The following is a 25,481-nucleotide window of genomic DNA, read 5'->3' as shown; positions in this document are numbered from 1 at the left end:
TTTGAGATCAATATCAGGCAGTATGAAGCATTCATATTCGACGATGAAGATGGCCAAAGCCGGTCGGGCTATCTCTTACGGGATCTTATTTTTGATGGCGTGGAATTCACTGTCACCAATTAACCATCCTCAACGGTACGCCGCGGGCATTTTCGTTAAGCCCTGGCCACGGCCTCGGGTGGCGCTCGCGTATACCAGGGAAAGGAGAAAACCATGCAAGTAAAGCCAGACCATCTAGAAAAGTATCCAAGAAATAACGCCGTCCGCCAGTTGCGCTATTTACGAAAACGCGCTGCTCTGTCACGCAACCCTAACGCGAAATTTGCGCTCACGTTATATATCTGAGGTGCTCTATGAGTCTGGAATCAAATCTTGAATTAAATAACAAACTGGTTGCCGAACAAAATACACTTTTAACTCAATTATTGTCGGCTATGGCTAGAGGTAAATCGTTTACGCCAGACACGTTCCCCACGCCGAAAGTGGAAACTCAAACGACCACGCGCAAAGGGCCGTTTTACTGGAAACATCCCGAAAGTGATTCTTTCGGCACAGTCGATACGCTGGCCGAGCTGGAAAACATTATTTCCGCTGACGATTCGGTCGTTGAAATACACAAAGTTGAGTATCTACAGCTTAAAAGGAAGGCCGCGGGGGAAAATAAACCCAAAACGGTCGCCCTTGAGGCGCAGCCCTTAGAGATTGCCGTTGCGCTGGCAGTGCTCTACGGTGCCGACGCCCGTACGCCAAGCGAAGCGCAGATAATAGGGGCTGCCACTGCTGCCGCTACGCCGATAAGTAGCGCAGAATCAAAACAAATCGATGCGTTGGTGATGGCGCTCAAAGGCGTTAGCCGCGCAATAAAACTTCACGGTGCAGGCGTGTTCGAGCTTGCCCTTCAGATTCTGGCGCATTGGGACGAACTACCAGGCATTGCCGAGCGCCGGGAATACGCATCGTTGCTTCTGGATACACCGCACGATAAGCGCGCCGATGTTCAGCCCACACCCGCCGGCAAAAAGCAGAAGAAAGTCGACCCCGAACCCGTACCCGTAACGGATACCCCCGCAGATGCAGACCCGAATACGCTTTTCAATAAGGCTGAAGAGCTGATTTTAACGCTGGCGAAGGGTGGTTATCTCAATGAAGCCAAGCAAATTCTTGCCGACCACAACGCCAAGAAGTTAACAGAGATCACACCCGCAGACCTTCCCGCCGTGATAGCGGCAGCCGAGAAAGCATTGGAGGGCTGATTATGCCAGACCAGCACGCACGCCTTTCCCCCTCGTCGGCGCATCGATGGATGCGCTGCACCGGAAGCTTAGCCCTTGAAAACGGTATCGAGGATAGCGGGTCGCCATTTGCGTTAGAAGGTACCGCAGCGCACGCGATTGCAGAATGCGTGTTACGTAACAGATTGGACCCGACCCTGGCGGGGGGTCGCGTTAAGCGGCGGCCAAAATGCAGCGGATTACATCGGTACTTACCCGCTGGCCCACCCGGCTAAAACAGAACCGGGGCCGCAAGTCACGGAAGAAATGGCGGAACACATACAAACCTATGTAGATACCGTTTGGACACTAGCGCAGGGCCATAGGCTTCTTGTTGAGCAACGTGTCGATTTCTCGGAAGTAGTCGGCGTACCCGACCAGTAAGGCACGGCTGACGCCGTGATCTTCGCCGGTAGCGAGCTGCAAATCCACGATCTGAAGTTTGGCCGAGGGGTGAAAGTTGATGCCGAGGAGAACAAGCAATTACAGCTCTACGCCCTGGGCGCCCTAAACCAGTTCAGCCTATTACATGACTTCGACACTGTGCTCCTTTTCATCCATCAGCCGCGTTTAAATCACGTGTCGGAGTGGGCGCTAAGTGTTAATGCGTTGAACGCCTTCGGGGAGCGAGCACAGGACGCGGCGGCAGCGGCTATAACTACCGCGGCCGTAGCCGACTGCGAGGGGGCCGAAACACTGCCGATTGACGTTTTCACATCCGGCGAAAAGCAATGTCGGTTTTGCAAGGCCAAGGCCACATGTTCAGCCTTAACGCAAAGCAATTTTAATACCGTTGCCGATGATTTTGTTGACCTCTCACGAGACATCGCGCCGCAGATTTCAGGTGCAAAGGAACGCATAAATGCATGTGACACCGCGCATTTAGCCGAGGTGTATAGCCAACTCGACTTTATAGAAAGTTGGTGTAGCGCTGTGCGCAATGGAGTACATGCCGAGCTTGAAGCGGGCCGGGATGTACCCTGCTACAAATTGGTGGAAGGAAGGCCAGGTAATCGCGCCTGGGTTACGACGGAAGCAGCGGAAGCCACTTTAAAATCCATGCGTCTGAAAAAGGAGGAAATGTATTCCTTCACGTTGATAAGCCCCACCAAAGCCGAAAAGCTATTGAAAAAGGACAATCCGCGCCGCTGGTCCAAGCTTGAGTGGCTGATATTCCGCTCGGCGGGCAAACCCTCAATAGCGCCGGCATCCGATCCCCGCCCGGCGTTAATTATCAACCATGAAAACGACTTTGACGACTTGACCGCCATCGAAGCTGAATCACTCATTTAAGGAGTAAACGCCATGAAAATCAAATTGATAAATGTCCTCCTAGCTTTCCCCGATTTATTCGAGGCGAAACAGTTCGACGGCGCTGGGGATTTTAAATTTAGCGCAACATTCCTAATCCCAAAAGATCATCCGGCAAACACCGCAATAGAGGCGGCTATCAAGAAAGTCGCGGTTGATAAATGGGGCGCGAAAGCAGACTCAATACTCGCATCTATTCGCGGGAATCCTCAGCGATTCGGATATCGCGACGGCAGCGAGAAAGACGATTACGACGGTTACGAAGGCAACATGTACATCCGCGCAAGCAATAAGGCGCGTCCGCTGTTACTGGACCGCGATAAGACCCTGCTTGCCGCCGCCGACGGTCGGCCGTATTCAGGATGCTACGTCAACGCGACAATTACGATATACGCGTACGAGAACAAGGGCAAAGGCATTAGCGCCTCTCTAGGTGGTGTCCAATTCTACCGGGATGGGGACGCGTTCGCCGGCGGCGGCGTGGCAACACCCGACGACTTCGACGAAATCGCCGACGGCGCCGACGCGGAAGAGCTGATCTAACTCCGCTACGACGCGCAAGCCTAAACGACAATACCCCCCCCGGCGAAATGCCGGGTGTTTTGCAAAGAGGTGGATTTACAATGCTGCCCGAATGGAAATATATCAAAGGTACCAGACGGCATTTTGTAAAAGCGCCAGAATGGGTGACAGTACGAGCCCGGATATTAAAAGACGGGAAATTAATAGGGTATGTATGGCTGGAGAAACATGAAATTGGGTCTAGTGCTCTTTCAGTCGGCCATCGAAAAAGAGGTGAGTTCACTGTCGAAAACCTTCCTTATAACCCGTACATAGAAGAAATTATCGCAGTCCGCGAAAAGCACTATCCCTGATACCCGTAAATAAACCAACCGACCATGCAACGCCTAAATAAGCCATACGGAGGTTAACCATGTCTGAAATATGGAAAACTATCCCCGGCTATGAAGATCGATATGAAATCAGCGATCAAGGTAAAGTCAGAAGCCGGGTATTTATGCAGCGATATTTACTTCGCAACGGTTTAGAAGCATTCCGCCAAACTAAATCACGTATTATTTCTCAGCAGGTGACAAATAGCGGCTACGCACTCGTTCATCTGCATCTGGACGGCCATCGCCAGGCCAGAACGGTACACACTCTTGTCGCCAGCGCTTTTATTAGCGGTAAGAGTGCAACAGTAAATCACATCAACGGCAACAAACTGGATAATCGCGCCACCAATCTTGAGTGGGCTACTTACAGCGAAAACCATCTCCATGCCGTTGCTACCGGACTAAACCAACAGGCCGTGCGCGTACAGAACCCCGATACCGGTGAGATATTCCCCTCAATTGCTCAGGCTGCAAAGGCCAACCGATGTAATCACAGGAAAGTAGCCAAAAGGGAACGAGTGTAGAACCTCTTTTTTGCGACCTTGAAACGTACAGTCCGACGCCAATCAATTGTGGTCCCCACCGCTATGCTGAAAGTGCCGAAGTAATGTTGTTCGCATGGGCTATCGGCAATCAGCCTGTTCAGGTTTGGGATTGTACAACTAAAGCCCCCATGCCTGAAAAGCTAAAGTCTGCACTTGAAGATCCACAGGTGCTGACCGTCTGGCACAATGGCGGCATGTTCGACACGGTAATACTTCAACGCTCTATGGGGATCAACATTCCGCTGGATCGTGTTCACGATACACTGGTGCAGGCGCTGGCGCATGGCCTACCCGGTTCACTTAATACCTTGTGCGAAATACTGAATGTCCCCGTCGATCAGGCAAAAGATAAAGCCGGTAAGCAGCTAATTCAGCTATTTTGCAAACCTCGCCCAAAAACCAGCAAAATTCGCCGTGCCACTAGTCAGACCCACCCCGTCGAATGGCAAAGGTTCACTGAATACGCTAAGTCTGATATCGAAGCCATGCGGGTAATCTGGAAACAAATGCCTCGATGGAATCTCAACGCCTTTGAAACCCGACTCTGGCATCTTGACCAGCGTATTAATCGGCGCGGAATCTGCATGGACGTTGAATTAGCTAACGCGGCAATTGTAGCTATCGATGCAGAACAATCGCGCCTGGGCGGGACTGACACACACTATGACAGACGGTGATGTTCAGGCAGCAACACAGCGTGATGCCCTGTTACGCCACATCTCCGCTGCATTTAATATCCAGTTACCCGACATGCAGGCCAGTACATTACAAAGGCGGATCGATGATCCCGATACGCCACCGGCTTTGCGCGAATTGCTGACGGTACGCCTGCAATCCTGTACCACCAGCACCAGTAAGTATAAAGCGTTGCTTAAAAGCATCAGCAGTGATGGTCGCTTACGGGGTACAAAACAGTTCTGCGGGGCATCCCGCACGGGCCGCTGGGCGGGACGAATATTTCAACCCGACAATCTACCTAGACCAACGCTGAAGCAGGAGGTTATCGATAGAGGAATCGATGCTCTAAAAGCCGGCTGCGCGGATCTGCTCTTCGATAACGTAATGGAACTGACAAGCTCCGCGTTACGCGGATGTATCATGGCGCCGGCGGGAAAAAAGCTTATTGTCAGCGATTTATCTAATATCGAGGGTCGGGTATTGGCATGGCTTGCCGGGGAAGAATGGAAGCTACAAGCGTTTCGGGATTACGACGCCGGCAACTCTGCGCCGACCTCTATAAGCTGGCCTATGCCCGCGCTTTTAACATATCGCCCGACACAGTCGATAAGAACCAGCGCCAGATCGGCAAAGTGATGGAGCTGGGCCTAGGGTACGGCGGCGGCGTCGCCGCGTTTGTGACGTTAGCCCTTACCTATGGTCTGGACCTAGATGATCTGGCTCGGGCAGCGCTACCAAATATCCCCCGGGATATACAGCGCGAGGCACAAAGTTGGTGACGTAAGTCGGTCGAACAAAAGAAAACTTACGGGCTAAGCGAGAAAGTTTTTATTACCTGTGATTCGCGGTAGCGCATGTGGCGCAATGCGCATAGCGAAACGGTATCCTTTTGGTATGACCTGGAAAACGTGGTGCGGCGTGCTATTTCATCGCCGGGGGTAACACTGCCCTGCCGGCGGCTGAAGGTGCGCCGTGATGGAAGTTGGTTACGTATCGCGCTGCCGTCGGGGCGGGCCGTTTGTTACCCCGGGATCGGTATCAACGGTGGCAACATTTGCTATATGGGTACGAATCCTTATAGCCGCAAATGGCAGCGCTTGAAAACCTACGACGGAAAGCTGGTTGAAAATAGTACGCAAGCTGCCGCGCGGGACTTACTGGCCGGCAATATGCCACGCGTAGAGTCGGATGGTTACGACATCGTTTTAACCGTTCACGATGAAGTAATCACCGAAGCGCCGGACAGCCTCCATTTTACGCACGACAAGCTTAGCGATCTGCTATCAACAACCCCCGATTGGGCCAAAGACTTGCCGCTTAGCGCCGGCGGGTTCGAGGCATACAATTACCGCAAGGATTAAACCCATGCTATTCAAATATCATGATAGCCCGCTGTATTACAGGGCGGCGCGGGAAGCCGCGAGCATCGAACAGGGGAAAGAATATGACCGGGCCGCTAAGGTTTGGGCAAAGGCTAATCGCGCGTCGCGCAATCCTCTTAATCAGGACTGGAGCGAAAAACGGGCAGACTTTTGCGCCGCGCAGTATTTACGCGACGAAAGCCAACGTCGGTTTGAGCAGGCACGGGCAAAAAGAAGTGGGGTTGACGATGGCATACCAGCGTGAATCCTCAATCGAAAAGCATCTTTTTGCAGAAGTGCGCAAAGCCGGCGGCGTGGCCTTCAAGTTTATTTCCCCTGGCGTTCGCGGTGTTCCTGACCGTGTAGTGCTCCTACCCGGCGGTCGTATTGTTTTTGTTGAATGCAAAGCTCCCGGGGAGAAGCCGCTGCCGGAGCAACTCAGGCAACACGCCAGACTGCACGCGCTAGGGTTCGACGTGGTAGTGCTAGACAGTAAAAATTTGGGGGGAATACTGTGAGTAAACGTGATGATCCACAACTGCGGGTGCGCATTACGCAGGATTTAATTTAAAAGACGCGCTGGAGAAAATAGCAGCGGATAACGACAGAACGCTCACCGCTGAGATCACAAGGCGGCTACGTGAAAGCCTTGAACAAGACGGGGTCACTTTCTCTTAGTGAGGACATTGTGGAGTTTTTCGACGGCATCCCGCAATTCATCTTTATTGTCATCGTCCCAAGCCAGACCAAATTCACGTGCGTATTTTTCTTCTAATTCCTCACGCGCCATAACCTCAGCCTCATAGACGTCAACCATGACATAGTACCCGGTCGAAGTGTTACCGAGATGGTTGTCTTGTACCAAAGTGGCTTCCAACCGGTCAACGATTTCCGCAGTTAAAGTTCGCTTATTTAAACGCGCTTTTTCATCAAGCTCACTCTTGAGTTCTGCGGGGATACGCACCCTTAGTTGTGGATCATCTCTTTTGCTCATCGCTGCCACCTGAAAAAATTGTGAGGACAATATGCCTCACATTTGTGTTGACTTCAATCCTCACGGAAAGTACTAATAACTTGGTTCTCACATTGAGTACTAAATGGGGTATTGGATATGGCTATAAAACCGTCACAACTTCATCATGCGGATTTACTCGCATATCTGGCCAGCTTACTTGAAGCCGCGCAGTTGCTGGTGAACTTCAATGAAGGGTATCAGCTAGCGTTAGAGATTATTGATTTTGTACAACAGGTTGCGAAGGAGGCCGCAAATGAAGATGAACAGTTTTGAAATGAAAAACGCACAAGTAGCGCCAACTACCAGTGCGTCCATGCAACAATTAAGTGGGAACTTAACTATGTCTAACATAACAAATAATAGTACGCCTGTCATCGCCGGTGTTGAAATCACTACCGACGCCAAAGGGCGTTTCAGCTTAAACGCCCTGCACAAGGCCAGTGGCGCAGAAAAGAAGAACGGGCCAAGCTATTGGTTGGCGCTGGATAGTACAACCCAACTGATTAATGAACTCGACAATCAATCTACCGAGATCTCGGTAGTTAAGAAAGAAGGCCGTTATGGGGGTACTTTCGCCCACGAACTGCTCGCGGTGTCTTACGCTGGATGGATTAACCCTGCATTTCAGCTACAGGTAAACCAGACATTTATCGATTATCGCTCTGGTAAACTGACAGCAACGCCTATCGATCCGATGGTTGCCCTTAACGACCCAGCTACAATGCGCGGTTTGCTGCTTGGTTATACCGAAAAGGTGCTCACCTTGGAAAACCAGGTGCAGGAAATGAAACCGGATGTTGATGCCCTGCACCGCATCGCAAAATCTCACGGTGGCACCTGCATCACCGCTGCGGCCAAAGATCTGCAAATTCGGCCAAAAGACTTCTTCGCTTACCTCAACGCCAATAACTGTATTTACCGCCGCGCCGGGGGCAAAAGCTGGCTTGCTTATCAAAGCAAGATCCAGTCTGGTTTGCTGGAGCATAGAGTCACCGTTGTCACCAGGGGTGATGGTTCAGAAAAGACCGTCGAACAAGTGCTGGTCACTCCAAAAGGATTAGCCAAGCTATCACAGTCGCTTAATCAGCAGGCTGCATAATATAACCGGCCTCGCCATAGTGCGGGGCTTTATACAGGAATAACAGCGTGCAACAGGCATTTATCCCCCACCCTTATCAAAATCTCATTATTAAGCATGCTCTTGAAGAGCCGCGGTCAAACGTATGGGCGGGTATGGGCATGGGTAAGACCGTAGCGACTCTTACTTCGCTGGAAACACTATTCATGGCGGGCTGCGAAACACGGCCCGCCCTGGTGCTGGCTCCCTTGCGCGTCGCGGCCAGCACTTGGCCGGACGAGGTAAACAAGTGGGACCATCTGCGCAATATTGAAATGCAACCGATTACAGGTACCGCTAAAGAGCGATTGGCCGCGCTACATAATCCTAACGCTAGCGTATTTACAATCAACTATGACAATCTGGTATGGCTGGTTGAAGAACTCGGCGCACGCTGGCCGTTCGGTACCGTGATAGCGGATGAAAGCACCCGGTTAAAGTCGTTCCGGCTCCGCCAGGTCGGCAAGCGCGCCGCAGCGCTGGCAAAGGTGGCGCATAAACATGTACACCGCTGGCTAAACCTAACAGGCACGCCGGCGCCTAACGGCCTTATCGACCTATTGGGCCAATCCTGGTTCGTTGACCAGGGCGAACGACTAGGCCGCACATACGGCGCTTTTACTTCAAGGTGGTTCAATACCATTCAATTTCCTGGCCAGCAATGGTCGAAACTTGAGGCGCGGCCATATGCTCAAGACCAGATACAGGCGACTTTGCATGATGTAACTATATCGCTGAATGCTGCCGACTGGTTCGATATCGCGGAGCCAATCCACAACGTGATCCGCATTACGCTACCCCAGAAATCACGAAGCCAATATCAGGCGATGGAAAAAGAAATGTTTCTTGAGCTAAATGGCTCTGGCATCGAAGCAACAAACGCAGCCGCAAAAACAGTGAGGTGTTTACAAATGACAAGTGGCGCTATTTATACAGATGACGCCGGGACCTGGGAAGATATTCACGACGCAAAATGCAGGCTCTTGAAAGTGTTTTAGCTAAGTCTGGCGGTATGCCGGTTTTGGTTGCCTATCACTGGAAACATGACCTTTTACGCCTGCAAAAAGCGTTTCCGAAAGGCCGCCACCTTGACGCCGACACGCAAACGCTGCGCGACTGGAACGCCGGCAAAATACCTGTATTGTTCGCCCACCCGGCCAGCGCCGGCCATGGTTTAAACCTTCAGGACGGAGGAAACATTCTGGTATTTTTCTCGCATTGGTGGGACCTAGAACAATATCAGCAAATAATCGAACGCATCGTCCCTACGCGACAAATACAAGCCTGACACAATCGCCCGGTGTTTATTCATCATATTATCGCTGAGGACACAACCGATGAATTAGTTATGAAGCGACGCAATTCAAAACGCGAAGTACAAGATATATTACTTGAAGCCATGAAAAAGAGGGGGAAGTATGCGCTATAAATTAAGCGATGAACGTTTAAAATTTTGGGTGCTATCTAAGGGCATTGACGAGCCTGGAACTATGGCCGCCGAAATCATCGAGCTACGCGCCCGGCTGGCGCAGGGCGTAAAAACAATGAAAAATTGCCACGATAAAAAGGTCCACATTGAAATAAGCCACAATCAAGAAGGTGAATTTTCTTTGCTGGTTTCTGATGACGATATTGGAACCCGAATAGCCGGGGAAAAAGTCGGCGGTTGTAGAACGTTAAAGCGCTTCACAGTCAACGCCCAAGAACTTATCGACTCAATAAAGGAGCATGCTCATGAGTAACTTATTCGCAGAGGTATAGTAGGCGCTGATAAATTCGGTCGAGTATATCAAATGCGTATGGCCAGCATGTTTTAGCTATCAACAAACAACTAATTAACATAAGGGGTTAAATAATGATACCTCCAATTTTAGATACTGATCTTATCACTTTGAAAGAAGTCGTGCGGTCTGTGGGGCTGAAGAAGTCATGGATCTATGACAAAATTAGCAAGGGCGAATTCCCAAGACCAAAAAAACTAGGAACATCGTCGCGCTGGCTTCGCGGAGAGGTTGAAGCCTGGAAAAAACAGTTTCTTTAAATTAACCTCAACTCATCAATATAATCCGCATACCATTGCAACATTTCCTTACGCCCTTCCAAATATAGGGCATGGTTATACGTTCCGCGAATCAGATTTTTATCAACATGAGCAAGTTGCAATTCTATCCAATCAGCGGGGTAACCCTGGTCGTTTAGATTAGTGCTCATCGTGTGCCTGAAACCATGCCCTACTACCCGCCCCTTATAACCGATTGTCGTAATCATCTGATTTATTGTGTTCTCACTCATAACGTGAGACGGATCATTACGCCCAGGAAACATGTTATCAAACCGCCCGCTAAGGGTATGAAGTTCGCGTAAAAGCTTACTAAGTTGCATCGACAACGGAACTAGATGGGGTCTTCCCATTTTCATCACATCGGCTGGGATAGAAAGCACAGACGCGTTAAAATCAACGTAAGACCATTTGCTTGTACGTAGCTCTACTGTGCGTAGCCACGATAGCATAAGGATTTTAAGGCCGAGTTGCGCCAGCCGACTACCGGTATAACCATCCACGGCAATGAGAAAATCGGGTAACTCACCGGCGTTCAGGAAGGGATATCGGCGGTAAACATGTCCCATCATAGCGCTTTTTAGTTCGACGACGGGGTTATATTTTGCCCGGCCTGTAGCGATAGCGTAGCGAAAAACTTCACCGCACCAACGCCGGGTTTTACCGGCTTTCTCCGTCGCACCGCGATTTTCGATTCTACGTAACGCCTCAAGCATAGTAATTGGTTCAATTTCAGCAATGTGCATGTTGCCTACGACGGGGTAAACATCCTTTCTGAATGCTTCTAAAATATCCTTTTGATACCCATCGGACCAACGCGTTTTTTTAAATTCATGCCACTCCTGAGAAATATCTTTGAAGGTTACCATTCTAGGTGTTGTCGCTGAGCCTGCGTAATTTTTCGCCTTAACCGGATCTCCCCTGCGGCAACGTTTTGCTTAGCTTCGTCCCGTTTCTGCCGTGCGGACGAGAGTGAAACAGCCGGGTACACACCAACGGCTAGCATTTTTTCCTTTCCTGCAAAGGTATAGCGATATCGCCAATACTTAGCGCCCGTGGTTTTAACTAGTAAAAACAAGCCATTACCATCGGGTAGCTTATAATCCTTTTCGGCCGGCTTAGCGGTTTCAATCTGTCTTGCGTTTAGCTTCATAGGTACCCGTTGTCAAATATAGATACCCGGATTTGTACCCGCTTTAACATCGGATTGCAAGGGTATTGACCGGAAATCGATGGACGGACAAACGGGAAAAATCAATTAAATCAATCAAAAACGGACTAGATCGGATTGGAAGCTTTGATGGTGCCGATAATAGGAGTCGAACCTACGACCTTCGCATTACGAATGCGCTGCTCTACCAACTGAGCTATATCGGCATGGGAAAATAATCATGCGGGCGTTAATCTCGGGTGCACACGTTATGCAAATCCGGGAAAAGAGTCAATAGGCGCGCGTGCAAGTGCTGATAAATGCAGCATCTTATTCCCTACGGACGGCGCCGAGTGGCCTTAAATGCCTCTTGTTCCTCCACGGATGTCCTGCGCTGTCCATCCTCTCTCTCCTGCCGCGTTTGCGCCAAGCTCGATTGTAACGAGAAGCCACGGCGCGAGAGGAGGCCACGCCGCCGCGGCCAGATTGGCTGAGAGCGGCGGGCTCCTCCCTGAGCGGTCACCTTTTCGCTGGCTAACGCCTGCCCGCTTGTGCCATCTGGCACGCGAACGCCGATAGGCGCTTGTTACTGGGTTCGGCAGCGCAAGCGCAGATAAGCGCTTATTTGCTGGAGCCGGCAGCGCGAGCGCCGACGCGGGCTTGTCCGACCGGTGGCACAAGACCGCCGCCGCCATCAGGGGCGGCTCAGGTTGTCGCCGTAACCGATCCATTTGTAAGTTGTTAACGCTTCCAGGCCCATCGGTCCGCGCGCGTGCAGTTTCTGCGTGCTGACCGGCCACTTCCGCGCCCAGACCTAACTGTCCGCAGTCGGTGAAACGGGTGCTGGCATTCACATACACCGCCGAGGAGTCCACCTCACGCACGAAACGTTCCGCCGCCTGAATCGACTGAGTCAGGATGGCGTCGGAATGTTGGGTGCCGCAATGGCGAATATGTACCACCGCTTGCTCAAAACCTTCTACCAGCTTGACATTCAGATCGCGCGATAGCCATTCGTCATGGTAGTTGGCCTCGGTCACGGCGACACAGGTTGCCGGGCCGTCAGCCAGATAAGGTCGCGCGTTGTCGTCGACGTGCAATGTCACGCCCAATGCATGCATATGACGGCTCAGGCGCGGCAGGAACTGCTCGGCGATGCCCTGGTGTACCAAAAGCGTTTCCATCGAATTACAGGCGCTGTGGCGCTGTATTTTGGCATTTTCAATCACCGGCAGCGCTTGTTCAATATCGATAGTGTCATCCGCGTAGATATGACAAACGCCGATGCCGCCGGTGATAACCGGAATGGTAGACTGTTCGCGGCACAATTTGTGCAGCCCGGCGCCGCCGCGCGGGATCAGCATATCCACATAGCAGTCGAGGCGCAGCAGCGCATTCACCAGGGCGCGGTCCGGGTTCTCGATGGCCTGCACCGCGCAAGCCGGCAGGCCGCAGTCTGTCAGCGTCTGCTGTATGACTTTCACTGTGGCGGCGTTGGTACGGTAGGTTTCCTTGCCGCCGCGCAAAATCACCGCGTTGCCGGTTTTCAGGCACAGCGCCGCCACATCGACGGTAACGTTGGGGCGCGCCTCATAGATGACCCCCACCACGCCGAGCGGAACCCGGCGGCGTTCCAACGACAGGCCGCTGTCCAACCGCTGTCCGCCTAGCACCTGCCCGACCGGATCGGTGAGACGGCACACCTGGCGCACGTCCGCGGCGATGGCGGCAAGGCGCGCCGGATTCAGCAGCAGGCGATCCAACAGCGCGTCGCCGAGGCCGTTGCGGCGCGCCTCCGCCATATCCTGTGCGTTGGCGTCGAGAATGCTCTGGCTATTGGCTTCCAGGCTGTCGGCAATGGCCTGCAGCGCGCTATCTTTTTGCGCGCTGGTCAATACCGCCAGCTGCCATGAGGCCTCTTTCGCCGCTTTGCCAATTTGCTCAAGCATATGCGCTCCTTAACATAAAATCATATCGTCGCGGTGGATAACCACAGGCCCGTATTCATACCCCAGAATATCACTGATGTCCTGGGAATGGTGACCGGCAATCATGCGCAGAGCATCGCTGTTGTAGCGGCTGACGCCGTGGGCAATATCGCGGCCATCGGTGCTGCGAATACGCACGACAATCCCGCGGGAAAAGTCGCCTTCCACCGCCAATATACCCTTGGGCAACAGCGAGCTGCCGCGCTGTAATATTGCCTTCAGCGCGACATCGTCGACGGTGATGTCCCCCGCCGGCGGCGGGCCGAACAGCCAGCGCTTACGGCTTTCCAGCGGCATTTTCTGGCCATGGAAACGGGTGCCAACCGATGCGCCGGCCATCATATCGCCAATCACGCCGGGTTTGCCGCCGGCCGCAATCACGACTTCGATTCCGATGCGGTTGGCGACCTCGGCCGCTTGCAGTTTCGTCGCCATACCGCCGGTGCCGAGGCCGGAGACGCTTCCGCCGGCCATTTTGCGCAATGCATCGTTGATGCCTTCGACTTCGCGGATAAGCTCCGCGTCGGGGTTAGTGCGCGGATCGGCGGAGAACAGGCCCGGCTGATCGGTCAGTAGCAGCAGCTTGTCGGCGTCGGCCAAAATCGCTACCAGCGCCGACAGATTATCGTTGTCGCCCACTTTGATTTCCGCGGTCGCCACCGCATCATTTTCATTGATCACCGGCACAATACCGTTGTCCAGTAGGGCGCGCAGCGTATCGCGGGCATTGAGGAACCGTTCGCGATCTTCCATATCTGCGCGGGTCAGCAGCATTTGGCCGATATGGATATTGTAAATGGAAAACAGCTGTTCCCAAAATTGAATCAAGCGGATCTGTCCTACCGCCGCCAACAGCTGTTTTGAGGCGATGGTAGCAGGCAGCTCGGGATAATTGAGGTATTCCCGTCCGGCGGCAATGGCGCCGGAGGTGACGATAATAATCCGATGCCCGGCGGCATGCAGCGGAGCACACTGGCGCACCAGTTCGACAATATGGGCGCGGTTGAGCCGGAGCGAACCGCCGGTAAGGACGCTGGTGCCCAATTTAATCACCAGGGTCTGGCTGCTATTCATAACAATTTCTGCCGTTAAGGATGTTGATTGATTCAGGGGTTGCCTACCGTCGACGGGACCCGGCGCCATGCCTGCCAGCATAGCGCGAAACGAAAGAGAAATCAGGAACGGAAAATAAGGCGGTCAGACTGAATGGCTGTTCTTTAAACGCCTCAGCAGGCTCCAGCGTCATGTTCAGCGTGGCAATATACGCGCGCAGGCGGGTATGAAAGGCGCGCAGTGAACTTTCCAGTTTATCGATAACGTCCTGGTCGCTGAACTCGCTCTCGGTCCATTTGCCTTCTTTATCAAACTTGCCCAGATGATAGGTATAGGTGTAACGCTTTGCTTCCGCTTCCAGATCGATCCACCAGCCCCAAAATTCACGTTTTTCGGGCGCAGGCTGCATATTGATGCATACCGCAAGACAGTCGAAGAAAAAATGGTTGTCGCTGCATTTCCCTTCACGAATATACGGGCCGAGGGCGGTAAAGCCTTTCAACACTTTGCCCCTGGGGTACCCACTTACTAACGCCATGCTATAACCTCACTTTGCCTATTGTTCACCTTAAGAAGCAAACAAACGGTAGTGCTATATTAACGTTTCAAATTGTTTTCAGCCAGCGGCTGATCTGTGTTAACGCCAGATGGAAATTGCGGTACAGCGGTGATGAGTTAATCGGCAATAACTTACCCGCCCGCGAGGAAGAGACAATCAGCTGCGCCTCGGCCGGCGGACAAAAGGGATCGTCGGGCCAGCAGCCTGCCAGGACCGGCGTCGGGCAATGACGGCCGAGCAGCCCCTGCACTTTGAGGGAGTAGCTGTTCAGCTCGGTTTTCAGCGCGCCATCAGAGGCGCCGGCCATGCCGATGCGGCTCGCCAGCACATCAAAGTACATATCCGGTGCTTTGTCCTGTCTTTCATTGTCGGTCAATAAGGCATGCACCACCGGACCGAGGCAGGCAACGCCTCTGAGCCGCTGCGGTTCCAGATAGGCGAGCCTGACCGCGATGTTGGCGCCGAAGCGGAAACCGAAAGCGCTTACGCGACGTTGGTCAACCCAGGGGACGGCATCCAGCCCGCGCAACACTTGCTGGTGTAAAAAACTGGTGTCCTGACTGAGTTTCCATTTGGCGGAAAAGCCGATTGACGGCATATCGATGGTTAGCATCGCCAGGCCCGCTGGAGCAAAGTAATCGTGAAACAACCGGTATGTATCGTTTTGCAGCATGTCCAGACTGCCGCAAACCAGCACTGTCTGATAAGGCGCCTGCCCCGTTGGCGGCAGATGCATGAAACCGGTAACATTGCCGCCGCCGCTGACCGGAAATTCTAATTGTTTGATTTCATGCGGCAGGTGCTTGGCCGCCTCTTCCCAGGCGTGATTAGCCAGCGTCTGTGCCTGCTCCGCCAACATATCACCTTTCAAGTGCGGATAGCTGGCGATACTGTAAAAGCGGGCGGCCTGCAGCCAGCCGCGCGCTGCGGTCGCGCCGTCAACGGCGTCCATCGCGCGCTGCTGCCAGACCATCCCTTGATAGGACCATTCGTAGATCCAATTGCCGCCGCGGTAACCTATTACGGTATCCAGCAGCCGATCGTTGGTGTGGGGCGCGCGACTGGCGGCGATACGCGCCAGAACCTCCTCGATCTCCCAAGGATTTATGCCGCGCCAAATCCACATCAGACGGTTGATTAACCGGTACCAATTGCCGGGATTGGCGCCGTCCAACGCCGACATTATCCTGTTTTGCCCGTCATGACGAACGCGGGCGACCAGCGTGGAGGTTTCGCGGTGTTTGACCGAGGGTTTGAATAGGATTTCGCTCAGATTATTACCTGCCATCGAGCATCGTCTCCAAAGACGGGTTCTTAAATGTCAGAACGATGCCTGCAAGGTTAACCATTCAGCTGGAAAAAACAAACGCCCGGCGATGCCGGGCGCCAGGTAAACGGTTAACCGCTGCCGCGCAATGCCACTCCGGCGGCAGCAAGGAGCTGATGCGGCAGGCCATGGCGCGAGCAAGGCGTCGGCCGCAGCAGGTTGACACGACGGCGCCATCTGCCGACATCACATCGGGGGCCGGCCGTGACCGCTCACCGGCTTGGCGCGGCAGACAGGCTATTTGCCCGCCAGCGGCGGCACAAACACCACGCCCATATCCCAGGGTTGCTCAATCCAGGTATTTTGCGGGATGTCGATAATGTAGTCATCCACCAGCGGCCTGCCGGCAGGCTTGGCGAAAATAGTGACGAAGTGCGCCTTGGGGTACATGTCGCGAATGGCTTTGGCGGTGCCGACGGTATCCACCAAATCGTCAACCACGATAAACCCTTCGCCGTCCCCTTCCGCCCGTTTCAACACGTTCAGATCGCGCTGGTTGTCGTGGTCATAGCTGGCGATGCAGACGGTATCCACGTGGCGGATACCCAGCTCGCGCGCCAGCAAAGCGCCGTGCACCAGCCCGCCGCGGCTGACCGCGATAATCCCTTTCCATTGTTCAGCAGGCAGCAGGCGCTTGGCCATGGTCCACGCGTGGATTTGCAACATGTCCCAGGTGACGACGTATTTTTCGCTCATAAATTCAGTCCCAGCTGGCTTGGGTCGGCTTAAAAAGTCTCAGGGGAAAAAGGTTGCGCGGGATTATAGAGACGCAGCCGTACAAATACCAGTCCCTCCCCCTTTTTAACCTCTGTTTCACTCTCAGGTGAAGTAAAGTGATATCCTTAATAGACTTGGGTTGCTCCGCCGCCGGCCGCTTATCGCCGCCAGCGCGGTTTTTACGATATAATAGGAGTTTTTGATCGTGTCTGAATTGTCTCAACTTACGCCGCAGCCGCTGTGGGATATTTTCGCCAACATTTGTTCAATCCCACACCCGTCCTACCATGAGGAAGCGCTGGCCACGCACATCGTGCAGTGGGCGCAGGACAAAGGCCTGTTCGCCGAACGCGATCAGGTGGGCAATATCCTCATCCGCAAACCGGCGACGCCGGGTTATGAAAATCGTCGTCAGGTGGCGATGCAGGCGCATCTGGATATGGTGCCGCAGAAAAACAGCGATACCACCCATGATTTCACCCAAGATCCCATCCAGCCCTGGGTAGACGGCGAATGGGTCAAGGCGCGCGGCACCACGCTCGGCGCCGATAACGGCATCGGCATGGCGTCGGCGCTGGCGGTACTGGCCGATGACAGCCTGGAACACGGTCCGCTGGAGGTGCTGCTGACCATGACCGAGGAAACCGGTATGGAGGCTGCTTTCGGCCTGCAGCCCGGCTGGCTGCAGAGTGAAATCCTCATCGATTCCGAAGAGGAAGGCGAGATTTATATGGGCTGCGCCGGCGGCGTTGACTTTAAAACCCAGTTGCTGATAAGCCGCGAGGCGGTGCCGGCCGGTTATCACACGCTGCGGGTGGCTCTGACGGGGCCGAAGGGCGGCTATTCCGGTAGCCGATATTCATCTGGGGCGCGGCAACGCCAATAAGCTGCTGGCTCGCTTCCTGGCGGATTTCTGCTCTACGCTGGACATTCGTCTGCTGGATTTACAGGGCGGGACGCTGCGCAACGCGATTCCGCGTGAAGCCTTCGCCGTTCTGGCGCTCCCACAGGAAAACGTCGACAGCCTGCGTCACCAGGCGCGCATCTACCTGAGCACCATCGAGAGCGAACTGACGTCGGTGGAGAAAAAACCGGCGCTTGCGGTGAGCGATAGCCAGCCCGGCGGGCAGGGGCTGACCAAAGCCTGCAGCGACCGGCTTATCGGGTTACTCCATGCCATGCCGAACGGTGTCATTCGCATGAGCGATGATGTGAAAGGCGTCGTGGAAACGTCGCTGAACGTCGGCGTCGTATCGATGGAGGCCGATAAAGCCGAAATCCGCTGCCTTGTCCGCTCGCTTATCGATAGCGGCAAACTGCAGGTGGAAGGGATGTTGCATGCGCTGGGACGGCTGGCTGGCGCCACCACCGTCGCCAAAGGCAGCTATCCGGGCTGGAAGCCGGACGCCAACTCGCCGGTGATGCATTTGGTGCGTGATATTTACCGGCAGCTGTTTGACAAAATGCCCAACATTCAGGTGATCCATGCGGGTCTGGAGTGCGGGCTGTTCAAAAAGCCCTATCCTGAGATGGATATGGTTTCCATTGGGCCGACCATTACCGGCCCGCATTCGCCGGATGAACAAGTGCATATTGCCAGCGTCGGCCTATACTGGAAGCTGCTGACCGCGCTGTTGAAAGCGATTCCCGTCAAGGTATGAACCAGACCGGCGCCGGCCTTTTGGCCGGCGCCGGGACGAAACACCTCCCCATTACCGTCAAGCCCGCCGGAACGAGAATCTTCTACGCCGCTATTAAGCCCGCCGGATCACTGTCTTGAACGGTCCATCAGCCCGCCGCCCAGAACGGCCATGGGCGTGGTCAGGTCGCGACGTTTCCACCGCCCGCGCCTGAGGCCTGCGGCCATCGGTCGCCAAGTGCCTATAGGCGAGAATTCCATTCCTCTTCCCAATTCAACAATAGCTGACGCTCAAGTTGCGGATCCATGAGCGTGACATGCAATCCCACCAGCCGGACGCCGCGATCGCAGCGCCGCTGTTCCCAGGCCTGGCGCGCGATAGCAATTAAATCCGTTTTATTCAGCCGAGGCCAGACATGCTCTTGCGTCGTTTGTTGAAAATCGGCGAATTTGAGTTTGATACCTTGACGGGCGATCTGCAGATCGTGGCGCACGCGGGCCAGACGCCGTTCCAGCTCGGGATAAAGATGGTCGATAATTTCCTCGCACGCTTCCCAGCGGGTGATATCCTGCGCCAACGTACGCTCAACCCCCACCGACTTGCGCAGCCTGTCGGCGGTAACCTCCCTTTCATCAATACCCTGCGAGCGTTCCCAAATGACACGGCCGAACTTGCCAAACTGGCGCAGTAGCGTCGCCAGGTCAAATTGCTGCACGTCCGCGCAGGTGACAAGCCCCATATCAGTGAGTTTTTTGGCCGTCACCTTACCGACCCCCGGGATCTTCGCCAGCGGCAACTGTAGTAAGAACGCCGGCATCGCGGCGGGGGTAATGACATATTGGCCGTTAGGCTTATTGAGATCGGAGGCAATTTTCGCTAAAAATTTAACCGGTGCCACGCCCGCGGATGCGGTCAGCCGCAGTTCATCGGCAATCTCCTGGCGGATGGCGCGCGCCATCAGTGTGGCAGAGCCGTTGCAGCAATCGCTGTCGGTGACGTCCATAAACGCCTCATCCGGCGGCAGCGGCTCAATTAGCGCCGTATAACGGGCGAAAATGGAACGGATATGCTCGGACGCCTCTTTATATACCGCCATACGGCCGGGGATCACCGTGAGATCGGGGCAGAGTTTCAACGCCATAGCGGTGGACATGGCGCTATGCACGCCAAAGCGTCGTGCCGGATAGTTAGCGGTGCTGATAACGCCGCGGTGGTCGGCGCTGCCCCCTATCGCCAACGGGATGTCGCGCAGGTGCGGATTGTCGCGCATTTCGACCGCGGCAAAAAAGCAATCCATATCGACATGTATGATTTTACGCATCCGGCCCCCTTAACCTGTATAAGTATACAGTAATGATTCTCATCTATACAAAACGTATCTTGATAAAATAATACGCAGTGATATCTTGTCGCTGATTGCCCATGGGCAGTTGACAGTCCCGCCGGTAATGTTCGTGGCCGGCCGCTCATTTATTTGATGATACAGGAATGACAATGCGCAGATTCGCGCTGCTGTTGGCGATGCTTTTTTTATTACCGGCGTACGGTTACGCTAGCGATCAGGCAAAAGTTGGCCAGGAACTTAAGCAACAATTATTAGGCTCACCGGTATTTATTCAGGTCTTTAAAGAAGAGCGCATTTTGGAACTGTATGCCAAGATGGGTAATGCATACCATTTGGTGAACAGCTTTCAAATTTGCAAGTTCTCCGGCGGACTGGGCCCGAAGCGGCTTGAAGGCGACTTCATGAGCCCGGAAGGTTTTTACGCCATTGATACGCTCAATCTGAATCCGAACAGTCATTATTATCGCGCCATTAATATCGGTTTCCCCAATGACTATGACCGGGCGCAGGGCTATTCAGGCGCCAAGCTGATGATTCACGGCGATTGCCGCTCTATCGGCTGCTATGCCATGACGAATTCTTCGATTGCGGAGATTTATCGCTATGTGGAAGATGCATTGCTTAATGGTCAGGCGCAGGTAAAGATTAATATATTTCCGTTTCGCATGACGCCGGCAAATATGCAGCGCCATCGTTATTCAGCCAATTACAAATTCTGGAGCCAGCTTGCACCCGGTTACGCCTATTTCGCCGAACACCATCAACCGCCGGCGGTATCGGTAGTGAATGGTCAGTATGCGATAAGCGCGCCGCTGATGTTGCAAAGCGGCGCAACGGTTGTGTCACAATTCGCGCTCGCCAAGCCGGAATAACACCCACTCCGCCGGTGCCACCCGCTGCCAGGTTTCATTGCCGGTCAGCGGCTGGGTGGCTATCACCGTGACCACGTCGTTGGGCGTGGTCTGCTTTTGAAAATCGATTTTTACATCCTGATCGAGCAGCGTGGCTTTGCCAAAGGGCGCGCGCCGGGTGATCCAATACAGGTGGCTGGCACAATAGCCCATTACGTAGCAGCCATCGGATAGCAGCATATTGAATATTCCTTTTTGCCGCAGCGTATCCGCCAACTCGGCAATATAACGGAACACCGACGGCCAGTGACGCGGCGTGTGCGGGTAGCGTTCCGCCAGGCGCGCCAGCAACCAACAAAACGCCTGCTCGCTGTCTGTCTGCCCCACCGGGCGAAAATTGCCGGTTTGCAGCGTCCGGTAGCCACGCAATTGGCCGTTATGGGCGAAGGTCCAGTGGCGCCCCCAGAGTTCGCGGGTGAAAGGATGGGTATTTTCCAGCGCCACTCTACCGCGATTGGCTTGACGGATGTGGGGCACCACCGCGCAGGATTTGATCGGATAATCCTGCACCAGCCGGGCGATGGGCGAGTCGATGCTGGGCAGCGGATCCTTGAACGTGCGGCAGCCCAGTCCTTCGTAGAAGGTGATTCCACAGCCATCTTTGTGCGGTCCGGTTCCACCGCCGCGCTGCACCAGGCCGGAAAAACTGAAACAGATATCCGTTGGCACATTGGCGCTCATGCCGAGTAATTCACACATGCCCCTCTCCTGTCCACTCCCCTGCCGATCAGGGTTATCCGTGCGCCACCATTTCTTTCTCGATAAGCAGTATCAAGATATGGATAGCCTTAATATGGATTTCCTGAATACGGTCGGCATAGCCGAAATGCGGCACGCGAATTTCCACATCCGCGCTGCCGGCCATTTTGCCGCCCTCTTTGCCGGTGAGGACAATAACCCGCATGCCTTTGGCGCGCGCGGCATCGATAGCGCGGATAATGTTCGCCGAGTTGCCGGAGGTTGAGATGCCGACCAGCACATCGCCCTTGTTGCCCACCGCTTCTACGTAGCGTGAAAAGACCTGCTCATAGCCGAAATCATTGCTCACACAGGACAGATGGCTGGGATCGGAGATGGCGATAGCGGGATAGCCCGGGCGATTCTCGCGATAGCGTCCGGTCAATTCTTCGGCGAAATGCATCGCGTCGCAATGTGAGCCGCCGTTACCGCAGGAGAGCACTTTCCCGCCGGCTTTGAAGGTGTCGGCGATAAGTTTAGCTGCGTCTTCGATAGACTGAATATGGTGCTCATCGCTGAGAAAGTTTTGCAGCGTTTGCAGGGCTTCATTAAGTTCGTTGCGGATCAAATCCTGACACATGGGGTCGTCCCTCAATCAAGGCTGGCGATAAATGATATTTTCCGGCAGCAGTTTACCGGAATGCCAGTACCGCGAGAAGCGCCGTCCGACGGGCGGTTTGCGCTATCTCATAAAATGGGCAGATAATAAGTCTGTTGATAATTGTATCGCATAATGGTACCGAGAGGACATGGCGCGAGGCGCATAAGGCAACAATAACAGGTCGTGCCTCTGGCAGATTCCGTGCCAGAGCGACGGCAGGCTGGCGGCGGCATTCCGCGCTAAACGCGGCGGTCGAATTCAGCACCGGGCACGGCGTTCCGATTCCACGCCGGCGCGGCGGCGAACACCGCTGTTGCCAGCATCACCCAGGGCGGCAACCGAGCCGGCCGCACCGTTTTGGTAATTGCCGCGGCCTGGATTGGGTTGCGCGATGTGCTGCCGCCGGCGATGCCCGTGGCTAAAAAAAGCCCCGCGTCACGAAGAGGCAGGGCGGCAGAGATCGCGCCGGGATGGCGGCAAGGTCACGCCGGCATGAGCGGCGCGCCGGGTATTATTTCGCCAGCGCTTCTGTCGAAATGCTGATAGTGACGTCATCGCTCACGTTGGGCACGAACTGCCCCATTTTAAACATCGAACGCTTAATAGTCGTGGTGGCATTAAAACCCACGGTGGCTTTTTTAGCCATGGGGTGCTCGCCCTGCTTGTTCAGCACCGCATCCAGGATCACCGGGCGGCTGATGCCCTTGATCGTCAGATTGCCATAGACCTGATAACGATTATCGCCCTTGCTGACGATTTTGGTGCTGTGAAACGTCGCATTAGGGAACTGCTTCTGATCAAAATACTCCGCGCCTTTAAATTCATCCGTTAACGCCTGCACATGCGTATCCACAGTTTTGACCGGGATGGTGACGTCCACTTTGGCATTCTCGATTGCCGTATCGTCCAGCACAATGGTACCGGTAATATCGGAGAAGTTGGCGGTGGGGTTGGAAAAACCGAAGTGATTCCACGAGAACACCAGCGAAGTATGATTGGGATCCAGATGGTAGGTTTCCGTTTTTGCCTGGGCGAAACCTGAAGCGATCAGCAGCCCGGTAGCCAGCGGTAACAACGTCTTTTTCATCGTAATCATGCCAATAAGTATCCGTCATATTGCCGAAAGGACCTTCATCATGAAGGCTTTCGACGGTGATTGTCACTGAATAGTTTTGTTGACGCTATTCAATAATTTTGACCAAGCGTGTATCGGGCATTTAGCCGTCTACACGTCTTGATTGTCAATTATAGCCAGCATGTTATATTGGCGCAAAACCCGGCTATCAGGAGTCATATTAGCCATGAGTACCCCGCTTGTCCCACAAAGTAAACTGCCGGCGCTGGGCACCACCATCTTTACCAGGATGAGTGCGCTAGCGCAACGCCACCAGGCGATTAATTTGTCTCAGGGCTTTCCCGATTTCGACGGTCCCGACTATTTGAAATCCAGATTGGCATGGCATGTCAGCCAGGGCGCCAATCAATATGCTCCGATGACCGGCGTCGCGCCGCTGCGCGAGTCCATCGCCGATAAAACCGCGCAACTCTACGGCTGGCGTCCCGACGCCGATGCCGAGGTGACCGTCACCGCCGGCGCGACAGAGGCCCTGTTCGCCGCCATCAGCGCCTTAGTGCGGCCGGGAGATGAGGTTGTCTGCTTCGATCCCAGCTATGACAGCTACGGGCTGGCGGTCGAGCTGGCCGGCGGCGTCACGCGTCGTCTTGCACTGCAGCCGCCGGCGTTTCGCGTTGACTGGGCGCAGTTTGGCGAGGTGCTGAGCGACCGCACCCGGCTTGTTATCCTCAACACGCCGCATAATCCCTCGGCCAGCGTCTGGCAGGCGGGGGATTTCCAGCGGCTGTGGCAGGCCATCGCCGATCGGGAAATCTATGTCTTGAGCGATGAAGTGTATGAACATATCTGTTTTGCCGCTAGCGGCCATCAAAGCATGCTTGCCCATGACGGACTGCGCCAGCGCGCCATTGCCGTTTCCTCCTTCGGCAAGACATACCATATGACCGGCTGGAAAGTCGGTTATTGCGTAGCGCCGGCGGCCTTGAGCGTCGAGGTACGCAAAATACACCAATATCTGACCTTCGCCGTCAACACGCCGGCACAGCTGGCCCTCGCCGATATGTTACGCCAGGAGCCGGCGCACTGGCAGCAGCTGCCGGCGTTCTATCGCCAACGGCGCGACCACCTGTTGCAGGCGCTGGCGCCCAGCCGGCTGCGACTGCTGCCCTGTGAAGGCACCTATTTTCTGCTGGCGGATTATAGCGCCGTCTCCGATAAAGACGACGTCAGCTTTTGTGAGTGGCTCACCACCCATGTCGGCGTAGCCGCTATTCCGCTATCGGTGTTCTGCGCCGACCCCTTCCCGCATAAACTCATCCGTCTGTGCTTCGCCAAAGGCGATCAGACACTGGACGCCGCCGCGGAGCGCTTATGTCGACTTTAGCGCTTAGTCTGTTGCAGCAGCCGCTGGTGTGGATGGACGGCGAGGCGAATCTGGCCCACTTTGACCGCCTGTTGGCGCCGCTCATTGAGCAGGATCTGATTCTCCTGCCGGAAATGTTTACTACCGGTTTCACCATGGAAGCGGCGGGCAACGCCCTGCCCGAGCAGCGGGTGGTGGCGTGGCTGGCGGAGTGGTGGTAGGTGGCAGCGCGGCCATCGCTACGCCCGCAGGGGCGGTCAACCGTTTCTTACTGGTGCAGCCCGACGGCGTGACGCACCGCTATGATAAACGTCATCTGTTCAGAATGGCCGATGAGCATCACCATTATCAGGCCGGTCAGGAACGGGTGGTGGTCGGCTGGCGCGGCTGGCGGATATTGCCGCTGGTGTGTTATGACCTGCGCTTTCCGCTGTGGTCGCGCAATCAGCAGGACTACGATCTGGCGCTGTACGTCGCTAATTGGCCCGCGCCGCGCGCACTGGCAAACGCTGCTGGCGGCGCGCGCCATCGAAAACCAGGCTTACGCCGCCGGCTGCAATCGCGTTGGCGACGATGGCAATCGGCACCACTATAGCGGTAACAGCCTGATCCTGGATCCCATGGGAACGGTGCTGGCGCAGGCCGAGCCGGACGCAGCGGCCTGCCTGCAGGCTCGCCTGTCGCTCTCGACGTTACGTCAATACCGTGAAACATTTCCCGCCTGGCGGGATGCTGATGGTTTCAGCCTGCAACCTTAAATC

General features: G+C 54.5%; 20 protein-coding genes, 1 tRNA gene and 8 pseudogenes. 17 read left to right on the top strand and 12 right to left on the bottom strand.

The genetic code is table 11. The features are described 5' to 3' along the window. Positions 1–353 precede the first annotated feature (353 nt). The 8 genes and pseudogenes from JZM24_RS04955 (at position 354) to JZM24_RS04925 (ending at position 6,580) form a co-directional block, all read left to right on the top strand. Entirely contained in the window at positions 354–1,253 is a 900-nt protein-coding gene (locus tag JZM24_RS04955; RefSeq protein ID WP_215668835.1) for a hypothetical protein, read from the top strand. A gap of 2 nt (positions 1,254–1,255) precedes the next feature. Continuing rightward, positions 1,256–1,507, top strand: a complete 252-nt coding sequence (locus JZM24_RS19365; RefSeq protein ID WP_312884912.1) for a DUF2800 domain-containing protein — start codon at positions 1,256–1,258, stop codon at positions 1,505–1,507. Between the two features lie 31 nt (positions 1,508–1,538). Beyond that, positions 1,539–2,564, top strand: a pseudogene (locus JZM24_RS04950) (DUF2800 domain-containing protein). Positions 2,565–2,576: 12 nt separating this feature from the next. Continuing rightward, positions 2,577–3,125 (top strand): DUF2815 family protein, encoded by a 549-nt coding sequence (locus JZM24_RS04945; RefSeq protein ID WP_215668833.1) that lies wholly within the window; start codon positions 2,577–2,579, stop codon positions 3,123–3,125. A 391-nt stretch (positions 3,126–3,516) separates the two neighbouring features. Beyond that, positions 3,517–4,002 carry an NUMOD4 domain-containing protein gene (locus JZM24_RS04940; protein WP_215668832.1) on the top strand — a complete coding sequence of 162 codons (486 nt, stop codon included), beginning with the start codon at positions 3,517–3,519 and terminating at the stop codon, positions 4,000–4,002. Positions 4,003–4,085: 83 nt separating this feature from the next. Then, positions 4,086–6,062 (top strand): annotated as a pseudogene (locus JZM24_RS04935) (DNA polymerase). A 4-nt stretch (positions 6,063–6,066) separates the two neighbouring features. Continuing rightward, positions 6,067–6,327 carry an ANR family transcriptional regulator gene (locus JZM24_RS04930; protein ID WP_215668830.1) on the top strand — a complete coding sequence of 87 codons (261 nt, stop codon included), beginning with the start codon at positions 6,067–6,069 and terminating at the stop codon, positions 6,325–6,327. After that, on the top strand, positions 6,311–6,580 hold the full coding sequence (locus tag JZM24_RS04925) for a PDDEXK family nuclease (RefSeq protein WP_215670012.1): 270 nt from the start codon (positions 6,311–6,313) through the stop codon (positions 6,578–6,580). The genes JZM24_RS04930 and JZM24_RS04925 overlap by 17 nt, the downstream gene beginning before the upstream one ends. A 146-nt stretch (positions 6,581–6,726) precedes the next feature. Here JZM24_RS04925 and JZM24_RS04920 read toward each other — a convergent pair whose 3' ends face one another. Beyond that, on the bottom strand, positions 6,727–7,056 hold the full coding sequence (locus JZM24_RS04920) for an Arc family DNA-binding protein (RefSeq protein WP_215668828.1): 330 nt from the start codon (positions 7,054–7,056) through the stop codon (positions 6,727–6,729). Positions 7,057–7,173: 117 nt separating this feature from the next. Here JZM24_RS04920 and JZM24_RS04915 point away from each other — a divergent pair, with 117 nt between their 5' ends. The 5 genes and pseudogenes from JZM24_RS04915 (at position 7,174) to JZM24_RS04895 (ending at position 10,235) form a co-directional block, all read left to right on the top strand. Further along, positions 7,174–7,350 (top strand): hypothetical protein, encoded by a 177-nt coding sequence (locus JZM24_RS04915; RefSeq protein ID WP_215668826.1) that lies wholly within the window; start codon positions 7,174–7,176, stop codon positions 7,348–7,350. Further along, positions 7,331–8,176: a phage antirepressor KilAC domain-containing protein gene (locus JZM24_RS04910; protein ID WP_246579881.1), complete on the top strand. Its 846-nt coding sequence runs from the start codon at positions 7,331–7,333 to the stop codon at positions 8,174–8,176. Before JZM24_RS04915 ends, JZM24_RS04910 begins: the two co-directional genes overlap by 20 nt. A 140-nt stretch (positions 8,177–8,316) precedes the next feature. Beyond that, a pseudogene (locus JZM24_RS04905) lies at positions 8,317–9,623 on the top strand (SNF2-related protein). Beyond that, positions 9,613–9,936: a hypothetical protein gene (locus tag JZM24_RS18390; RefSeq protein ID WP_246579880.1), complete on the top strand. Its 324-nt coding sequence runs from the start codon at positions 9,613–9,615 to the stop codon at positions 9,934–9,936. Before JZM24_RS04905 ends, JZM24_RS18390 begins: the two are co-directional and overlap by 11 nt. Before the next feature lie 113 nt (positions 9,937–10,049). Further along, the gene (locus tag JZM24_RS04895) at positions 10,050–10,235 is read left to right on the top strand and encodes a helix-turn-helix transcriptional regulator (protein WP_215668825.1); all 186 of its coding nucleotides are present in this window, start codon (positions 10,050–10,052) and stop codon (positions 10,233–10,235) included. On the opposite strand, the pseudogene JZM24_RS04890 reads toward JZM24_RS04895, so the two are convergent. From JZM24_RS04890 to gpt, 7 genes and pseudogenes are all read right to left on the bottom strand, one after another. After that, positions 10,232–11,406 (bottom strand): annotated as a pseudogene (locus JZM24_RS04890) (tyrosine-type recombinase/integrase). The gene JZM24_RS04895 and the pseudogene JZM24_RS04890 sit on opposite strands and share 4 nt — an antisense overlap. A gap of 148 nt (positions 11,407–11,554) precedes the next feature. After that, positions 11,555–11,630 (bottom strand) — tRNA-Thr (locus tag JZM24_RS04885). Between the two features lie 467 nt (positions 11,631–12,097). Next, positions 12,098–13,352 (bottom strand): annotated as a pseudogene (proA, locus tag JZM24_RS04880) (glutamate-5-semialdehyde dehydrogenase). Positions 13,353–13,361: 9 nt separating this feature from the next. Beyond that, complete coding sequence (gene proB, locus JZM24_RS04875; RefSeq protein ID WP_215668823.1) at positions 13,362–14,465, bottom strand: glutamate 5-kinase; 1,104 nt, start codon at positions 14,463–14,465, stop codon at positions 13,362–13,364. A 118-nt stretch (positions 14,466–14,583) separates the two neighbouring features. Then, a pseudogene (gene crl / locus JZM24_RS04870) lies at positions 14,584–14,982 on the bottom strand (sigma factor-binding protein Crl); the annotation flags it as partial. A gap of 67 nt (positions 14,983–15,049) precedes the next feature. Next, entirely contained in the window at positions 15,050–16,291 is a 1,242-nt protein-coding gene (frsA, locus tag JZM24_RS04865; protein ID WP_215668820.1) for an esterase FrsA, read from the bottom strand. A 276-nt stretch (positions 16,292–16,567) separates the two neighbouring features. Next, complete coding sequence (gene gpt / locus JZM24_RS04860; RefSeq protein ID WP_215668819.1) at positions 16,568–17,026, bottom strand: xanthine phosphoribosyltransferase; 459 nt, start codon at positions 17,024–17,026, stop codon at positions 16,568–16,570. A 226-nt stretch (positions 17,027–17,252) separates the two neighbouring features. Here gpt and pepD point away from each other — a divergent pair. Continuing rightward, positions 17,253–18,708: pseudogene (pepD, locus tag JZM24_RS04855) on the top strand (beta-Ala-His dipeptidase). Between the two features lie 220 nt (positions 18,709–18,928). Here pepD and dinB read toward each other — a convergent pair. Further along, positions 18,929–20,008 (bottom strand): DNA polymerase IV, encoded by a 1,080-nt coding sequence (gene dinB, locus JZM24_RS04850; protein ID WP_215668817.1) that lies wholly within the window; start codon positions 20,006–20,008, stop codon positions 18,929–18,931. Between the two features lie 173 nt (positions 20,009–20,181). On the opposite strand from dinB, the gene dpaA reads away from it, so the two are divergent. Next, positions 20,182–20,904: a peptidoglycan meso-diaminopimelic acid protein amidase gene (gene dpaA / locus JZM24_RS04845; RefSeq protein WP_215668814.1), complete on the top strand. Its 723-nt coding sequence runs from the start codon at positions 20,182–20,184 to the stop codon at positions 20,902–20,904. On the opposite strand, the gene JZM24_RS04840 is transcribed toward dpaA, so the two are convergent. The 3 genes from JZM24_RS04840 to JZM24_RS04830 form a co-directional block, all read right to left on the bottom strand. Continuing rightward, positions 20,875–21,642, bottom strand: coding sequence for a class II glutamine amidotransferase (locus JZM24_RS04840; protein ID WP_215668812.1), 768 nt, complete (start codon positions 21,640–21,642; stop codon positions 20,875–20,877). The genes dpaA and JZM24_RS04840 overlap by 30 nt on opposite strands. 34 nt (positions 21,643–21,676) lie before the next feature. Beyond that, positions 21,677–22,261 (bottom strand): D-sedoheptulose 7-phosphate isomerase, encoded by a 585-nt coding sequence (lpcA, locus tag JZM24_RS04835; RefSeq protein WP_215668810.1) that lies wholly within the window; start codon positions 22,259–22,261, stop codon positions 21,677–21,679. A gap of 532 nt (positions 22,262–22,793) precedes the next feature. Further along, positions 22,794–23,378, bottom strand: coding sequence for a YceI family protein (locus JZM24_RS04830; RefSeq protein ID WP_215668809.1), 585 nt, complete (start codon positions 23,376–23,378; stop codon positions 22,794–22,796). Positions 23,379–23,583: 205 nt separating this feature from the next. Here JZM24_RS04830 and JZM24_RS04825 point away from each other — a divergent pair, with 205 nt between their 5' ends. Beyond that, complete coding sequence (locus JZM24_RS04825) at positions 23,584–24,741, top strand: pyridoxal phosphate-dependent aminotransferase (protein ID WP_215668807.1); 1,158 nt, start codon at positions 23,584–23,586, stop codon at positions 24,739–24,741. Beyond that, positions 24,729–25,478: pseudogene (locus tag JZM24_RS04820) on the top strand (amidohydrolase). The gene JZM24_RS04825 and the pseudogene JZM24_RS04820 overlap by 13 nt, the downstream one beginning before the upstream one ends. Positions 25,479–25,481: the final 3 nt, after the last annotated feature.

It is taken from the genome of Candidatus Sodalis endolongispinus (assembly GCF_018777395.1).
Lineage (GTDB): Bacteria > Pseudomonadota > Gammaproteobacteria > Enterobacterales > Enterobacteriaceae > Sodalis_B > Sodalis_B endolongispinus.
Note: the sequence above shows the minus strand (reverse complement) of the source record. Positions and strands in the feature narration are given on the sequence as shown.

What these genes read in the sequence shown, in the direction of transcription:
- JZM24_RS04955 (WP_215668835.1), top strand. Translation starts at nt 354, where the DNA reads ATGAGTCTGGAATCAAATCTTGAATTAAATAACAAACTGGTTGCCGAA.
- JZM24_RS19365 (WP_312884912.1), top strand. Translation starts at nt 1,256, where the DNA reads ATGCCAGACCAGCACGCACGCCTTTCCCCCTCGTCGGCGCATCGATGG.
- JZM24_RS04945 (WP_215668833.1), top strand. Translation starts at nt 2,577, where the DNA reads ATGAAAATCAAATTGATAAATGTCCTCCTAGCTTTCCCCGATTTATTC.
- JZM24_RS04940 (WP_215668832.1), top strand. Translation starts at nt 3,517, where the DNA reads ATGTCTGAAATATGGAAAACTATCCCCGGCTATGAAGATCGATATGAA.
- JZM24_RS04930 (WP_215668830.1), top strand. Translation starts at nt 6,067, where the DNA reads ATGCTATTCAAATATCATGATAGCCCGCTGTATTACAGGGCGGCGCGG.
- JZM24_RS04925 (WP_215670012.1), top strand. Translation starts at nt 6,311, where the DNA reads ATGGCATACCAGCGTGAATCCTCAATCGAAAAGCATCTTTTTGCAGAA.
- JZM24_RS04920 (WP_215668828.1), bottom strand. Translation starts at nt 7,056, where the DNA reads ATGAGCAAAAGAGATGATCCACAACTAAGGGTGCGTATCCCCGCAGAA.
- JZM24_RS04915 (WP_215668826.1), top strand. Translation starts at nt 7,174, where the DNA reads ATGGCTATAAAACCGTCACAACTTCATCATGCGGATTTACTCGCATAT.
- JZM24_RS04910 (WP_246579881.1), top strand. Translation starts at nt 7,331, where the DNA reads ATGAAGATGAACAGTTTTGAAATGAAAAACGCACAAGTAGCGCCAACT.
- JZM24_RS18390 (WP_246579880.1), top strand. Translation starts at nt 9,613, where the DNA reads ATGCGCTATAAATTAAGCGATGAACGTTTAAAATTTTGGGTGCTATCT.
- JZM24_RS04895 (WP_215668825.1), top strand. Translation starts at nt 10,050, where the DNA reads ATGATACCTCCAATTTTAGATACTGATCTTATCACTTTGAAAGAAGTC.
- proB (WP_215668823.1), bottom strand. Translation starts at nt 14,465, where the DNA reads ATGAATAGCAGCCAGACCCTGGTGATTAAATTGGGCACCAGCGTCCTT.
- frsA (WP_215668820.1), bottom strand. Translation starts at nt 16,291, where the DNA reads ATGGCAGGTAATAATCTGAGCGAAATCCTATTCAAACCCTCGGTCAAA.
- gpt (WP_215668819.1), bottom strand. Translation starts at nt 17,026, where the DNA reads ATGAGCGAAAAATACGTCGTCACCTGGGACATGTTGCAAATCCACGCG.
- dinB (WP_215668817.1), bottom strand. Translation starts at nt 20,008, where the DNA reads ATGCGTAAAATCATACATGTCGATATGGATTGCTTTTTTGCCGCGGTC.
- dpaA (WP_215668814.1), top strand. Translation starts at nt 20,182, where the DNA reads ATGCGCAGATTCGCGCTGCTGTTGGCGATGCTTTTTTTATTACCGGCG.
- JZM24_RS04840 (WP_215668812.1), bottom strand. Translation starts at nt 21,642, where the DNA reads ATGTGTGAATTACTCGGCATGAGCGCCAATGTGCCAACGGATATCTGT.
- lpcA (WP_215668810.1), bottom strand. Translation starts at nt 22,261, where the DNA reads ATGTGTCAGGATTTGATCCGCAACGAACTTAATGAAGCCCTGCAAACG.
- JZM24_RS04830 (WP_215668809.1), bottom strand. Translation starts at nt 23,378, where the DNA reads ATGATTACGATGAAAAAGACGTTGTTACCGCTGGCTACCGGGCTGCTG.
- JZM24_RS04825 (WP_215668807.1), top strand. Translation starts at nt 23,584, where the DNA reads ATGAGTACCCCGCTTGTCCCACAAAGTAAACTGCCGGCGCTGGGCACC.